The following is a 14302-nucleotide window of genomic DNA, read 5'->3' as shown; positions in this document are numbered from 1 at the left end:
GCTAATACATGACGGATGCGACCAAAGGGGTCTGGTATGGCCTGAGTGCCTACACGATCTGGGGCTGTTTTCCTCTGTTCTTTGCCCTGTTTGAGGGTGTGCCGGCCTTTGAAATCTTGATTCACCGGATCATCTGGTCCTGTGTTTTTCTCGCTGTGGTCATAAGTGGCCTCCGTCGCTGGCCTGCTGTGAGAGCGGCATTGGCGAATCCGAAGCAGCTCTGGCGCGTTCTTGCCTGTGCGCTGCTCATTGCCGCCAACTGGGGCATCTACATTTATTCCGTGGAAACCCGCCATGTTCTCCAGGCCAGCCTGGGCTATTTCCTGACGCCACTGGTGAATGTCGCCCTGGGCATGCTCGTGCTTCGCGAACGCATGGGGCCGTGGCAGATGGCTGCGGTGGTGCTCGCAGGCGTTGGTATTCTGATCCAGCTTGCGATGCTTGGTGAACTGCCGTGGATTTCACTCGCCCTTGCCATGAGTTTCGGTACTTATGGCCTCGTTCGAAAACAGGTGTTGCTCGATGGGCTTTCCGGCCTGTTCGTTGAAACCATGTTGCTATTGCCGGTTGGCCTGCTGACCTTTGGATGGCTGGCGAGCGAGGGTATGTCGCACTTCAGCGACAGTGCCTACATTGGCAGCCTGCTGATGGCCAGCGGCATTGTGACAGCCATTCCGCTGCTACTTTTTGCCGGTGCCGCCCGGCGCCTGCGGTTGGCGACCGTCGGCTTCCTGATGTACATCAATCCCACCCTGCAGTTCTTTATTGCCCTGCTCGTGTTCGGCGAGCCTTTGAGTGACGCCCAACTGACGAGCTTTGTGGTGATCTGGATTGCACTGGGCCTGTACAGCTGGTCTTCCTGGCACTACCGGCCGCGGGTGCCGGTAGGCCAGGATTGAATTTGCCACGCTCGGGACTAGACCACTCAGGAGAGTGTCGCGAGCAGATCATTGATGGCCCGGGCAAAGGGCACGGGGGAATCTTCCTGAAGAAAATGACCGCCCTTGAGGGTTACGTGGGGCTGGTCTTTTGCGCCTGGAATCCGCTTCTGCATATAGGCGTCTCCGCCCCGGGTGATCGGATCGCCATTGCTGAAGGTGGTCAGAAACGGCTTTTCCCAACGTTCGAGCACTTTCCAGGCGTTCCGGTTAGCCTCACTGGCGGGATCGTCCGGGTGCATCGGCACCAGTCTGGGGAAGGCCCGGGCGCCGGCTTTGTACTTTTTGCCAGGGAAGGGTGCGTCGTAGGCCCTCATTTCATCGGGCCCCAGCTTGCGGAAAGAGCCGGTGTTGATGATCCGTGCAATGGGAAACCAGGGACTGTGCAGGGCAAAATTCTTCCAGATCTTGAACGCCGGCGGGGCTTTCTGATCGCCGGTAGGTAACATGCCGTTGCCCACCACAATGGCCAGGAACCGTTCAGGATTCTCCGCCGCCAGCCGCAGCCCCAGCAATGAGCCCCAATCCTGGCATACCAGAGTGATGTTGGTGAGTCCGAGCTGATCGAGGAACGACTGCATCCAGTCCATGTGCTGCTGGTAGGAATAGTCGTCAAGGGACGTGGGTTTGTCGGACTTGCCGAAACCGATCAGGTCCGGGGCGATAACCCGGTGGCCGGCCGCCGCGCAGATCGGAATCATATGCCGGTAGAGGTAGGACCAGGAAGGTTCGCCATGCATCATCAGAACGGGACTTGCGTCGGCCGGCCCTTCATCCACGTAGTGCATACGCAGCCCGTCCACCTCCACGTAGTGGGGCTCAAACGGGTAATCCAGGAGTCGTTCAAAGCGTTTTTCCGGGGTTCTGACAAAATCCATCGAGCTTGCCTTGTTGTTCATTATTGTGAGGAAATGGTCTAAAGGATTGTGATGGAGCAGGGGAGCAGAGACAAGCGCCATGGCTTATTGGCTGATATGCAATTCCGGTGCTGGCGATGGTGAGCGAGGCCGGGACTTCTGGCTGGAGCACCTGGCAACTGCCGGTATCCACGATCCTCTATGCCGTGACTTTGAGGAATCCGACTGGAGCACCAGGCTCGACGACCGGGACACGCTTATAGTCGCGGGCGGAGACGGTTCGGTAAGCCGGGCCGCCGCCGTTTGCCGGGAGAAGGGGGCCACCCTTGCTGTCCTGCCGTCTGGTACAGCCAACGACTTTGCCCGGAATCTGGGGCTTCCCCACCAGCCGGGAGCGCTGTGTAAGTTGATTGCCAGCGGCCGAACGCAAATGGTGGATGTCGCGGATTATGGTGACGGTATGTTTTTGAACGTTGCCCATGTCGGCATGGGAACCCTCCCTGCACGAGAATCCCGCAGTACCGAAAAAAAGCTCTTCGGGCGTTTCAGCTATGTGGTCGAATTATTACGCCGGCTGAATGCGAAGCGAGGCTTCAGGGCAACCATCCGTTGCGATCGGGGCGTCGTGAAGGGCCGGTGGCTTTCCATCGCGGTGGCCAATGGCGCTTTTTTTGGCGGTGGCAATGAGATTCCCAAGGCATCCGTCAGCGATGGCCAGCTGGCTATTGTCGCGGTCCGGCCACGCCCCATTCTTCAGCTTTTGTTCACGTTTCTGATGGTTCGCCTGAACCGGCAGACTCCTCGGCGCACCAGTACGCTGGTTCATATCAGGAGCCAACGCTTCCTGGTACACACCGGCAAACCTAAGACCGTTACGGCCGACGGGGATGTGGTCTCCAGAACGCCTCTCAACGTAGTCTGCAAGAGCGGCTGCCTGCGTGTGATTGGTGACAGGATTGTCAGTACTGCCGACGGTGACGCCGGAGACGTTATCTCTGGTGGCACCTGAGCTCCACAGAAAGATGGCAGGTTTTCCAGATACGTTTTGTCACTGACTTTTTCTGCAGGAAGCGCAATCATGGGTTTTGCTGGCATAATCAACCAAGCAGGCTGACATTAAATGCCAGTGTGTCGCTTTTGCAATCATATCCCTGGTTTATGGCCACTCAATGCGGCCGCCTGACTTCCGTTCCAGCTGAATCGTCGAAAAGGACTAGAGAATGCCCACAGAAACTGCACCGGTCTCCTCGAAGTTAATCACAGGCATTAAAACCGGCCTCATCGCGTTGACCCTTTCGGCCATTGGCCTCCCGGCCCTTGCGGCCGAGCGCCTGTATATCTTTACGGAAAACTACCCTCCCTATAATGCCTCTGAAACCGGGAAAGGGTTCGCCCACAATGAAGACGACATAACCGGCATCTGTGCGGATATGGTCAAGGCGATGCTGTCCCGGGTCGACTATGACTACGTGATGAAAATGCGGGACTGGAGTTACGCCTACAACTGGGTACAGGATCGCGAAAATCATGGTCTGTTCTGTACCGCGCGCACCGACGAGCGGGAAGATCAGTTTCAATGGGTAGGTCCCCTGGCATCAATCAAGTGGACGTTGTTTGCCGCGCCAGACTCCGATATCTCTCTGGACTCCCTGGAAGAAGCCAAAGACCTGAGAATCGCCGGGTACAAGGGCGATGTGATGTCCGAGTACCTGGTTGATCAGGGATTCAACGTGGTGATGGGGGTTTCAGGTGATGTGAACACTCGTCGCCTCACCCTCGGCCAGGCCGACCTGTGGGTTACCGACGGCCTGGTGGGCCCCCTGATGGCAGAGGAAGAGCACGGTATCACCGGGCTGCAGCCGGTGCTGGTATTCCGGGAGACGCCCATGTATCTGGCATTCAGCAACAATACCGATCCGGCTGTGATCGAGGATCTCCAGCAGGCTCTGGACGAGGCTCGTGAGGCTGGAGAGATCGAAAGAATCGCTGCCAGCTACGAGTAAACGCACCGATTCCGAAAAGCGGATAAGTGGTATTCGCTATGCTTGAAAGCCGTGTGTGAGCAAAAAATGATCTACACTCCCGACTAGAGCGTTGCAAATGGCGGGCCTGATTATGGTCTGCCTGCTCATCGACCGAATGGGAGGATGGACTATGGAAGATCCGAAAACGGTTGTTAAGCGCGAGCCACGCAAGAGTCTGATCATTCTCTTTCTGTCCGCGATGTACAGCATCATCATCGGTATTGTGGTGGTGATCGGCCTTGGTAGTGGCGATACTCAGATGGCTGAAGGGGCGGGATGGGTGATGATCGTGTGCGGCGTTGCGCTTCTCGTCTACTACGTTCTGGCCCGAAAACAGACTCCCCCGCTCAAGTAGCCAGCATGTCTCAGAACCAGAGCCCGATCTGCGGATCGGGCTCTTTGCGTTCGATCAGCAACCCGTTCTTCTCAAGCATGCCAATCAGCTTTTCGGTATCCTCGATGTTCAGGAAGCCGCCAATTGATACTTCGGTATCCCGATGGGTCAGAGAGAGCTTCGCCGGTGTGAACGGGTGCGGCGGTGAGGCAACCCTGAGCCGCGCATAACGGGTGGGAAGGGTCCACTCTGCCTGCTTGCGCTTTCTGCCTTTTTCCAGATGAATATCCTCGTCGTCGATGGACAGCACCTCCTGCCGCTGGCACTCCCGCGAGGTCAGGTAGATGCCGCAAGCGAGCGCAATCAGCTCCAGCCCGGCAAACGGAATAATCACCCAGGCGCCCATCAGCGTAAAGCCCGTTGCGATAAGGGCTGAAAGCACGAACAGGGCGGCCCAGATCCGGACATTGCCATGCCAGCTGAGGGAACGATTGGGTGTCAGGACCAGCCGGAAACCATCCGGATGTGGCAAGCGTTCCACCATGGAATCTGCCTCAGTTTTAACGCGCCGCTAGACTTGATGATAGTCAATTATACGGTGAGTGCGACTTGATCAGATCTGACAGTCGGCTGGAGGAACCGTTTCGAAAACCGAGCGGGCAGTCTCCAGCTGATTTTGCAGGGAGGCAATGCGGGTGTCGTGATTCGGATGTGTGGAGAGAAATTCCAGCGGTTGTGCGCCCGAAGCCTGCGCCATGTTCTGCCAGAGCCTGACACTCTGGCCCGGTTCAAAACCGGCCCGGGCCATGATTTCCAGGCCCATCAAATCGGCCTCCTCCTCATGGGCACGACTGAACGGCAGAGTAATACCCAGTTGGGCGCCAATGCCCAAAGCCTGCTGTATCTGGTTCTCCGCAATTTCACTTTCGGTGAACAGGCCCACCAGCAGCATTCCTGCTTGCAGGCCCAGTTCCTGGGTCAGGCGTTCATTGCCGTGGTCGGCAAGAACATGGGCTATTTCGTGACCAATGACCGTGGCCAGTTGGGCCTGGTTTTCGGCCAGTTCAAGTAGCCCTGAATGCACGCCGATCTTGCCTCCGGGGAGGGCAAAGGCATTGGGCGTGGCGTTTTCAAAGACCGCAATTTCCCAGGAATCGGGCATTGGCGCTCTCGGGTACCGGGCCTGTGCCGCGCTGACCAGGGCCTCCGTGATGCACTGTACAAGGCGGTTGATGTCCGGCCTTGTGATCACGGTGTTCTGCTGTTTCATCTGCTCAAAACTGTCCTGGCCCATGTCCGCCAGAACAGCGTCGGGAACCAGAGCCAGGCGGTTCCGGCCGGTAGGGGATTCCTGGCAGCCGGTAAGGAAAACAAGGGCTGCAAGACCAAGAATTAACGGCTTCACGCAGAACTCCGGTGTCTTTCAGGAGGAAGGGGTTGCGGCACAGTATCGTCGCTCCGGGCGTCCGACAGTACCATAGGTCACTTCGGCGGACAGCTCTTCGGTACCCACCAGATATTCAAGGTAACGACGGGCAGTTGTTCGGGATGCGCCGATGGCTGCTCCGACTTCCTCGGCACTCAGATGGCGACCGCTCGCCATGACTGCCCGGATTTTATCCAGGGTCAGGGCATCAATACCCTTGGGCAATCGCTGATCCGTACTCTGGACACCTTCGCTGGATGTTCTTGGCAGCAGGGCGTCCACCTCCTTCTGCGCGACATGATGCAATGAAGACAAGCGCGCCATGTGTTCACGGTAGCGGTTAACGGCCTCCTGCAAGCGCTCGAAAACCAGGGGTTTCAGTATATAGTCGAAAACACCACCTCTCAGAGCGCTGCGCAGGGTTTCGACCTCTTTGGCGGCGGTTATGAGAATGATATCGCTGCCGCTGTCTTCGGCCCGTAGTTCGCGAAGCAGTTCGAGGCCACTGCCATCGGGAAAGTAAACGTCCAGCAGAATCAGGTCGGGAGCCAGTATCTCGATTTGATCTCGGGCATCGGCAAGTGTGTGGGCGATGCCGCAAAGATCAACGTTTTCCAGCCGTTCAACGAAACGACGCTGTATTTCGGCGATTTTCCGGTCATCCTCGACGATCAGCAAGCGAATGGTGGTCAAGATTCGAACCTCCGTTCGGGCTTTTTCGGTAAGTATAGGGTAAAGCGACTGCCGCCTTCCGGGATGTTATCGACGGTTACCGAGCCACCCCAGTACCCCAGAAACTGCTGGACCAGATGCAGGCCATAGCCACGGGCCTCTCCCTCCTTACTGCTTACCCCTTTTTCGAAAATCCGCTGCCGTTCAGACTCCGGGATACCGGGCCCCTGGTCCTGTACTTCGAAAATCAGCTCCTGGCCGAGATCGGTCATGGAGAGCTGCACCCTCCCACCGGCACCTGTTTTGAGGCGTGTGGCATCCAGGGCATTGTCGATCAGATTTCCAAGCACACTGACAAGTTGGTCCCGGGGGAGGGAGGCCGGCAGGTCTGCCATCTGACTGTCAGGATCAATGTCCAGTCGCAATCCCATTTCCCTGGCGCGATTGTATTTGCCGAGCAGGCAGCCGGCGATAATGGGATCAGGCACAGCTTCCAATAGCAGGTGAATCAGCGCCTGGTGATCACTTACCTCACTGCCGATGAGGCTCAATGCCTCTTCAGTAGCCCCAATCTGGATGAGCCCGGCAATGGTGTGGAGTTTGTTGGAATATTCATGGGTCTGGCTGCGCAGGGTGTCCGCATATTGCTGAATCCGCGTGAGTTGGCGGCTAACCTGATCCAGTTCATTGCGCAATCGGAAGCTGGCAACCACGCCAATGATCTCGTCTCCCTGTCGAACGGGCAATCGGTTAACAACCATCTGGCGGCCACGCAGCCAGATCTCCCGGTCAAAATCCGGGTGACCGGATTCCAGTACCGACATCAGGCTGCTTTCAGGTAGAACCTCCAGAATGGGTCTGCCGGCAAGCGGGCTGTCGGGTGGCAAATCCAGTGTTTCATAGGCCGCCCGGTTCGCTGTGGTGATAGTGCCCTCCCGATTGACGGCAATGATTCCTTCCCGCACCGATTGGAGTGTTGCCTCCCGTTCCCGGAATAGCCGGGCAATTTCCTCCGGTTCCAGCCCGAAAATTGCCTGTTTGAATCGACCGGCGATGACAATGGCGGACAGGATGGTGACCAACAGCATCAGCCCAACTGCGCCATAGAGCACAAAGTTATAGCGCTGAATCGTAGCCTCTACCTGGCCAAGGCTGTAGCCGACCGAGACGATGCCGACGATCTCCCCGTTCCCCGGGTCGGTTATCGGCGCCTTGCCGCGCATGGATTCGCCAAGACTGCCTCTGGCAAGGGCCACATAGGCGTTGCCTTCCACTAGGGCCTTGCGGCCAAAGTCGCCATCATCATCACCCATTGAGTGGCCAATACGGGTCGGGTCCGGATGAGCCAGGCGTACGGCTTCGTGATCGCCAATCACAATGAACAAAGCCTCATTGGTCTTCGTCAGTCGCGTGGCGAGGCGGTTCAGACCATCCACATCTTGGGAGCGCACGCCATCAATGACGGCGGGGGTGGCGGCCACGGTCTTTGCGACCATAAGTGCCCGCTGGCCGATCTCATCGTACAGGGAATCGCTGAGGTAATAGCCGGCAAAGCCACCAATGAGCATGGTCTGCAGCGCACCGAGCAGGCCCAGCGTCAGGATCATTCGGGTTTTGAGTTTGGTTTTTCGCAACACGGAGCGGTCATGGCTTGTTGTCGTTTGGTTTTCAGGGTACTGCATGATCGCCCGGGTTGCCCGTAATCAATATGAACAAAATGCCCGTTAAGCCCTTTAAAGGCGTTACGTGCACAAGCTTCCGGGTCTCGGGTTTCACCTATTAACCTGCCTGCAATCGCTCCTCTGGCTTGCCATAGCCAGGGACCCGGCCAACACGGTCCTGCCTCAGGAGTGATCACAAAAACAAGTTGATGAGGTGACAACCATGATTATCAAACGAACCCTGTCATTCGTGGCGGCTGCGGCCGTCTCCATGTCGGCCATGGCCTGGCAGCCCTCCGGAAAAGTAGAATGTCTTGCCCCGGCTGACCCCGGCGGCGGATGGGACTTTACCTGTCGCAGCGTCGGCAATGTTCTGCAGGACCTCGGCCTGGTTGATGGTAGCGTGCAGACTGTCAACATGGCGGGCGCCGGCGGTGGCGTGGCCTATGCCCACACCGTGAGCAAGCGGGCGGAGGATAACAAGCTGCTGGTGGCCGCTTCGACGGCGACCACCACCCGTTTGGCCCAGAAACAGTTCCCGGGCATGAACGCGGATATGGTTACCTGGGTCGGGGCCCTGGGTGCCGATTACGGCATCATCGCCGTTGGCAAGAATTCCGAGTACCAGAACCTCAGCGAGTTGATGGCCGCAGTGAAAGCCAACCCGAAGTCTGTAAAGTTCGCCGGTGGTAGCGCGCGTGGCGGCTGGGACCACCTCAAGGTGCTGATTGCGGCCAAGGCAGCGGGTGCCGACAAACTCCCCTCGATACCCTACCTTTCCTACAACAACGGCGGTGAAGCCATGAGCCAGGTTGTCGGTGGACAGGTGGATGCGTTCACCGGAGATATTTCGGAAGCCACCGGCTTTCTTGAATCTGGTGACCTGAGAGTCGTCGCGGTACTGGCCGAGGAGCGTTTGCCGGGCAAGTTCAGCGATCTCCCAACCGCAAAGGAGCAGGGTATTGATGCGGTTGGCCCGAACTGGCGTGGCTTCTACATGCCCAAAGGCGCCAGCGAAGAAGCCAAATCCTACTGGGTGGAGGCCGTCGATACGCTGTACGCCAGTGAGGAGTGGAAAAAGGTCATGAAGAGCAACGGCCTGATCCCCTTTCATCCGCCAGCCAGCCAGTTCGACGAGTTCGTACGCAACCAGGTGCAGGACATCGAGAACCTTTCGCGTGAAATCGGGTTGCTGAAATGACGGGGCTCGGTGATCGCATTCTCGGCCTGGGCCTTCTGGTCCTCGCCGTTGCCTATGGCTGGGCAGCCCAACAGTGGCCCGAGCCGTTTGGTGGCGCCGAGACCGTGGGTCCGGAAACCTTCCCCACCATGCTCGCGGTTGTGCTGGTGGCTGGCAGTCTCTACCTGATGATCAAACCGGATCCAGATGCCCAGTGGCCTGTTGGCAAGTCCGCCGCTGAGCTTGGGATCTCGTTGGTGGTTCTTGTGGTCTATACGCTGCTGCTGGAACCTCTTGGCTTTGTCATCGCCACTACCCTTGCTGTGGGCACACTCAGTTGGCGCATGGGGGCAGCGCCGAGGCCGGCGTTTCTCACCGGTCTGTTGAGCGCCGTCGTGGTCTTCGTGCTGTTTAACTATGGCTTGTCTCTGAGCCTGCCGGCCGGCTTGCTGGAGGTGCACTGATGGAAACTCTAGGCTTCCTGATGGACGGTTTTGCGGTGGCCCTGACTCCGTATAACCTGATGTTTGCTCTGTTCGGCGCTTTCGTGGGCACGTTGATCGGGTGCCTGCCCGGTCTGGGGCCTGCCAATGGTGTCGCCATTCTTATTCCCTTGGCCTTTACCCTTGGCTTGCCGCCGGAAACCGCGATGATCCTGTTGACAGCTGTCTATGCTGGCGCCATGTACGGTGGACGGATTTCCTCGATTCTGCTGAACATTCCTGGTGACGAGCCGGCGATGATGACCTGCCTGGATGGCTACCCCATGGCCCAGAAGGGGCGGGCAGCGGATGCACTGGCAGTCTCAGCGATCGCATCCTTCGCCGGCGGTCTGATTGGCACCATTGGTCTGATCATGCTGGCTCCGGTGCTGGCGAAGTTTGCCCTGACCTTTGGGCCGGCCGAGTACTTTGCCTTGTTCCTTCTGGCCTTTGCCACGCTCGGGGGAATTACTGGCAAGAACCCTGTGAAAACTGTGGTAGCCGCTACCCTCGGGATCATGATCTCCACGGTGGGCATCGATATCTCGACCGGTACCCAGCGCTATACCTTTGGTGTGCTGGAGTTGTATGAGGGTATCGACTTCATTCTGGCCATTGTTGGGCTGTTCGCCATCTCCGAGCTGCTGTTCTTTGTGGAATCCCGCATGGGCCGGGGGCGAGACAAGATGAACGTGGGCAAACTGACACTGACAATGAAAGAGTTGGTGATGACGATCCCGACCCAGCTACGTGGTGGTGTACTTGGTTTTATATCCGGCGTTTTGCCCGGGGCCGGCGCTTCATTGGGCAGCTTTATCAGCTATACCCTCGAAAAGCAGGTGGTTGGCAAGAAAGGCAAGTTTGGAGAGGGTGACATCCGGGGCGTGGTTGCTCCCGAGGCCGGTAACAACGGTGCATCCTCTGGAGCCCTCGTACCGATGCTGACCCTCGGGGTCCCCGGAAGCGGCACCACCGCGGTTCTGCTCGCGATGCTGATCTCCCTGAATATCACGCCGGGACCGCTGATGTTCACCCAGAACGCGGACATTGTCTGGGGTGTTATTGCCGCCCTGTTGATTGGCAACGTCCTGCTGCTGGTGTTGAACATTCCGCTGGTCGGCTTTTTCGTGAAGCTGCTGTCAGTGCCACCGATGTATCTGCTGCCAATCGTCACCATGGTGGCGTTCGTTGGCATTTATTCGATCAGCCACAGCACCTTTGATCTGTACTTCATGGTGGCCTTCGGCGTCGCCGGCTACTTCCTGCGCAAGCTGGAAATACCGCTGGTGCCGATCATCCTTGGCCTGCTGCTGGGGCCCGAGATGGAAAAGAACCTCGGTCATGCACTTGTGCTTTCAGATGGCGAGTGGAGCGTGCTCTGGGCGAGCCCGCTTGCGATGGGGCTCTGGATCGTTGCAGGCCTGGGACTGATTCTTCCCTACCTGGTAGGTCCGCTCTTGCGTCGGCGAATGAACGCCGCGATGAAAGAGAGCCCGGTCAGCGATTGATTACTCCCACCTGACGATCTGCAGTCAGTCTTTGCACCGGGCCTGTCCCGGTGCTTTTTTTACGACTAACGAAGTGGATGGGATAATGGTTTGCGCCCGGACAGACTTGTTGCGACTGCCTTTGTTACGATGAGAGCAGATGAATCTTGGGGAAGACGGTTATGAGGGTGATGTTGCTGGGCGCTACCGGCCTGACTGGTGGCAAAGTGCTACAGGGTTTGCTGGGCAGAGAAGAGGTTACGCAGGTGGTGGCGCTGGTGAGGCACAAACTGCCGACGCTGCATGACAAACTGGCACAGCATGAAGTCGATTTCGATCGCTTGGAGGATCACGCCGAACTGTTCGATGTGGATGTGATTATCTGCTGCCTGGGCACCACCATCAAAAAAGCGGGCTCACAGGATCAGTTCCGGAAGGTGGATCTGGGCTACCCGATGAAAGCCGGTGAGCTGGGTCGCTCCCGTGGAGTACGAGCGTTCATCCTGATGTCTGCGATTGGAGCCTCGTCGTCGTCGACTATTTTTTATAATCGGGTAAAGGGCGAGCTTGAAGACGCCCTGAGAGATCTCGACTATCCCTACCTGTCCATCTATCACCCGAGTCTGTTGTTGGGTGATCGCAAAGAACAGCGCACTGCGGAGGCCCTTGGCATAAAAGCGATGCCGCTGGTGAACCGTCTGCTGATCGGTCCCCTGGATAAGTACCGCGGCATTGAGGCGCAAACAGTGGCCAGTGCCATGGTCAATGAGGCCTGCCATCTGGCGGCAGAACCCGCCGCCGAGCAGGTGGTCCAGACTCGCGAGTATGATGAGATCGTCCAGCTGGCGGGCTGAGCCGGTTATTTCCCGTTCAGAATGCCGACAACCAGACGGCCGGCCAGGCCAATGAGAATGGCCCCGAAGATACGCTCGAACCACACGGCTTTCTGTCTGAGCAGGGTCAGCCATTTCGGGTTGGAGAACAGCCAGGCGACGATCAGGTACCAGCTGGTATCAATGACAAGGGCGGTTGCGGCATAGCCGAACTTGGCCATCAGGCTGGTGTCGGTGCCCACGACCTGACTGAATAGGGCCAGGAAGAATACCGCGATTTTCGGGTTGAAGAAGGCAATCAGAAAACCGTCACGGGCCGCACTTTTGGTGGTGGGCGGCTCGGGCAGTTCGTCATCCGCCTGCCGCTTTGCCATCAGTCCTTTCACGCCCAGCCAGGCCAGGTACAGGGCGCCGCCCCATTGCAGAATTGAAAACGCCGTTGGCGAGGCCGTGATGATGGCGGCGAGCCCGAGGATGCTCAGAAAGGCATAGATGCCGACACCGATGCCATGGCTGAGAGCGGTGATGATGCCATTGCGCCGACCACCGGTGAGCGTCTGCTTGAGCACCAGTGCCAGCGAGGGTCCCGGGGACATAGCACCCAGAACGCAGATGGTGACAACAGTCAGCCAGGTGGCAAGCGTCATGGTGGATCAGTCCTTTGCAATTGAAACAGGCTGCCGATTCTAGCAGCCTGTCCGCCGGTAAAAACCTGGAAACTGCAATCAGTTCAATGCTCAATCACCCGCCAGAATCCACCTGGCGGCCTTCTCGGCAATCATCAGGGTTGGCGAATTGGTGTTGCCGCTGGTGATGGTGGGCATTACTCCGGCATCCACCACGCGCAATCCTGCTACGCCCCGGACCCTCAGGTGCGGGTCCACCACTGCCTGTTCGTCATCGGCTCGCCCCATTCGGGTAGTGCCCACCGGGTGAAAGATTGTGGTGCCGATGTCGCCCGCCAGCTTTGCCAATTCGTCGTCGGTCTGGTACTCAAGTCCGGGTTTGAATTCCTCCGGCTGGTATTGCATGAAGGCAGGCTGTTCGGCAATACGGCGCGTCACCCGCAAAGAGTCTGCCGCGACTTTCCGGTCTTCCGGCGTGCTCAGGTAATTGGGGGATATCGCCGGTGCCTGTTTTGGATCGTTGCTGCGGATGCGCACCGTGCCCCGGCTGGTGGGGTTCAGATTGCAAACGCTGGCGGTGATGGCCGGGAAATTGTGAAGCGGCTGCCCGAAGGCGTCCAGGCTAAGGGGCTGCACATGGTATTCGATGTTGGCGTAATCGTATTCCTCGGAACTGCGGGTAAACAGACACAGCTGTGAGGGCGCCATACTCATCGGCCCCGAGCGTGTAAGCAGGTATTCCAGGCCGATCCTGGCCTTGCCGATCAGGGAGTTGGCCATGGTGTTCAGCGTTGTGACCCCTTTCACCTTGTACACAGACCGGATCTGCAAGTGATCCTGGAGGTTCTCGCCAACGCCGGGCAGGTCGGCAACTACATCAATTCCGTGTTCCTTGAGGAGGTGGGCGGGACCAATGCCCGAGAGTTGCAGCAGCTGCGGGGAGCCAATGGCGCCAGCGGACAGGATGACTTCCCGTTTTGCCCGGGCGATAACGTCATCTCCGCCAGACCGCTCGACCCGAACGCCGACACAGCGAGGTCCGGAGCCGGCGTTTTCTGTCTCGAGCCCTAATACATGGGTTGAGTGCCACAGGGTCAGGTTGGAACGCTTTTCCGCGTTCCTCAGGAACGCTTTGGACGTATTCCAGCGCCAGCCGGAGCGCTGGTTCACCTCAAAGTAATCCACGCCCTCGTTGTCGCCGCGGTTGAAATCCCGGGTCCGGGGTATGCCCGCCTCGACGCAGGCAGTGGCAAAGTCCTCCAGCACTTTCCACTTCAGGCGCTGATGCTCCACACGCCATTCCCCGCCGTGACCGTGGTACTTGCGGTGCTCCGGATCGGCATCGCCGCCCTCATCAAGGCGGTAGTGATCTTCGTGGCGCATGAAATCGGGAAGGCAGTTGTCCCAGTTCCAGGCGTCCTCGCCTGTAATTTCGGCCCACTGCTGGTAATCCCGGGCCTGGCCACGAATATAGAGCATTCCGTTGATGCTGGAGCAGCCTCCCAGAGTCTTGCCGCGGGGGTAGATGAGAGATCGGCCGTTCAGGCCAGGATCGGGCTCGGTACGGAAACGCCAGTCTGTTCGCGGATTGTCGATGCAGTACAGGTAGCCCACCGGGATATGAATCCAGTGGTAGTTATCCCGTCCGCCAGCCTCGATCAGTAGCACCCGATTCTCCGGGTTTGCGCTCAGCCGGTTGGCCAGCAGGCAGCCGGCAGTGCCGGCGCCGATAATGATGTAATCGAACTCCTGATGTCCCGTCGCATTGTTGTTGTCGGACAT

At 58.2% G+C, this 14302-nt stretch carries 15 protein-coding genes; 8 read left to right on the top strand and 7 right to left on the bottom strand.

Annotation, left to right across the window (positions count from 1 at the left end; translation table 11 throughout):
• The first annotated feature begins 8 nt into the window (after positions 1-8).
• A complete protein-coding gene (gene rarD / locus HP15_RS13265; protein WP_014577943.1) occupies positions 9-899 on the top strand; it encodes an EamA family transporter RarD in 891 nt (296 codons plus the stop codon).
• Positions 900-925: 26 nt separating this feature from the next.
• Here the strand turns inward: rarD and HP15_RS13260 are convergent, their stop codons facing one another.
• The gene (locus HP15_RS13260; protein ID WP_041645453.1) at positions 926-1816 is read right to left on the bottom strand and encodes a haloalkane dehalogenase; all 891 of its coding nucleotides are present in this window, start codon (positions 1814-1816) and stop codon (positions 926-928) included.
• Between the two features lie 79 nt (positions 1817-1895).
• Here HP15_RS13260 and HP15_RS13255 point away from each other — a divergent pair, with 79 nt between their 5' ends.
• From HP15_RS13255 to HP15_RS13245, 3 genes are all read left to right on the top strand, one after another.
• Positions 1896-2804 (top strand): diacylglycerol/lipid kinase family protein, encoded by a 909-nt coding sequence (locus tag HP15_RS13255; RefSeq protein WP_014577941.1) that lies wholly within the window; start codon positions 1896-1898, stop codon positions 2802-2804.
• Positions 2805-3015: 211 nt separating this feature from the next.
• Complete coding sequence (locus HP15_RS13250) at positions 3016-3798, top strand: substrate-binding periplasmic protein (RefSeq protein ID WP_008173862.1); 783 nt, start codon at positions 3016-3018, stop codon at positions 3796-3798.
• A gap of 151 nt (positions 3799-3949) precedes the next feature.
• Positions 3950-4174 (top strand): hypothetical protein, encoded by a 225-nt coding sequence (locus HP15_RS13245; RefSeq protein ID WP_156484237.1) that lies wholly within the window; start codon positions 3950-3952, stop codon positions 4172-4174.
• A gap of 10 nt (positions 4175-4184) precedes the next feature.
• On the opposite strand, the gene HP15_RS13240 is transcribed toward HP15_RS13245, so the two are convergent.
• The 4 genes from HP15_RS13240 to HP15_RS13225 form a co-directional block, all read right to left on the bottom strand.
• The gene (locus HP15_RS13240) at positions 4185-4697 is read right to left on the bottom strand and encodes a DUF2244 domain-containing protein (RefSeq protein ID WP_008173864.1); all 513 of its coding nucleotides are present in this window, start codon (positions 4695-4697) and stop codon (positions 4185-4187) included.
• 69 nt (positions 4698-4766) lie between these two features.
• On the bottom strand, positions 4767-5558 hold the full coding sequence (locus HP15_RS13235) for a M48 family metallopeptidase (RefSeq protein ID WP_014577939.1): 792 nt from the start codon (positions 5556-5558) through the stop codon (positions 4767-4769).
• Between the two features lie 18 nt (positions 5559-5576).
• The gene (locus tag HP15_RS13230; RefSeq protein ID WP_014577938.1) at positions 5577-6272 is read right to left on the bottom strand and encodes a response regulator; all 696 of its coding nucleotides are present in this window, start codon (positions 6270-6272) and stop codon (positions 5577-5579) included.
• A complete protein-coding gene (locus HP15_RS13225) occupies positions 6269-7888 on the bottom strand; it encodes an ATP-binding protein (protein WP_014577937.1) in 1620 nt (539 codons plus the stop codon). Before HP15_RS13225 ends, HP15_RS13230 begins: the two co-directional genes overlap by 4 nt.
• Positions 7889-8135: 247 nt before the next feature.
• Here HP15_RS13225 and HP15_RS13220 point away from each other — a divergent pair, with 247 nt between their 5' ends.
• The 4 genes from HP15_RS13220 (at position 8136) to HP15_RS13205 (ending at position 11915) form a co-directional block, all read left to right on the top strand.
• Positions 8136-9113, top strand: coding sequence for a Bug family tripartite tricarboxylate transporter substrate binding protein (locus HP15_RS13220; protein ID WP_041645450.1), 978 nt, complete (start codon positions 8136-8138; stop codon positions 9111-9113).
• Positions 9110-9556 (top strand): tripartite tricarboxylate transporter TctB family protein, encoded by a 447-nt coding sequence (locus HP15_RS13215; protein WP_014577935.1) that lies wholly within the window; start codon positions 9110-9112, stop codon positions 9554-9556. Before HP15_RS13220 ends, HP15_RS13215 begins: the two co-directional genes overlap by 4 nt.
• Positions 9556-11082, top strand: a complete 1527-nt coding sequence (locus tag HP15_RS13210; protein ID WP_014577934.1) for a tripartite tricarboxylate transporter permease — start codon at positions 9556-9558, stop codon at positions 11080-11082. Before HP15_RS13215 ends, HP15_RS13210 begins: the two co-directional genes overlap by 1 nt.
• Positions 11083-11243: 161 nt before the next feature.
• A complete protein-coding gene (locus HP15_RS13205) occupies positions 11244-11915 on the top strand; it encodes an NAD(P)H-binding protein (RefSeq protein WP_014577933.1) in 672 nt (223 codons plus the stop codon).
• Between the two features lie 5 nt (positions 11916-11920).
• On the opposite strand, the gene HP15_RS13200 is transcribed toward HP15_RS13205, so the two are convergent.
• Entirely contained in the window at positions 11921-12541 is a 621-nt protein-coding gene (locus HP15_RS13200; RefSeq protein ID WP_014577932.1) for a LysE family translocator, read from the bottom strand.
• 90 nt (positions 12542-12631) lie between these two features.
• Positions 12632-14302: a GMC family oxidoreductase gene (locus HP15_RS13195; protein WP_014577931.1), complete on the bottom strand. Its 1671-nt coding sequence runs from the start codon at positions 14300-14302 to the stop codon at positions 12632-12634.

This window comes from Marinobacter adhaerens HP15 (assembly GCF_000166295.1).
Lineage (GTDB): Bacteria > Pseudomonadota > Gammaproteobacteria > Pseudomonadales > Oleiphilaceae > Marinobacter > Marinobacter adhaerens.
The sequence above is the reverse complement of the archived record's forward strand: the minus strand, read 5'-3'. Positions and strand labels throughout refer to the sequence as shown.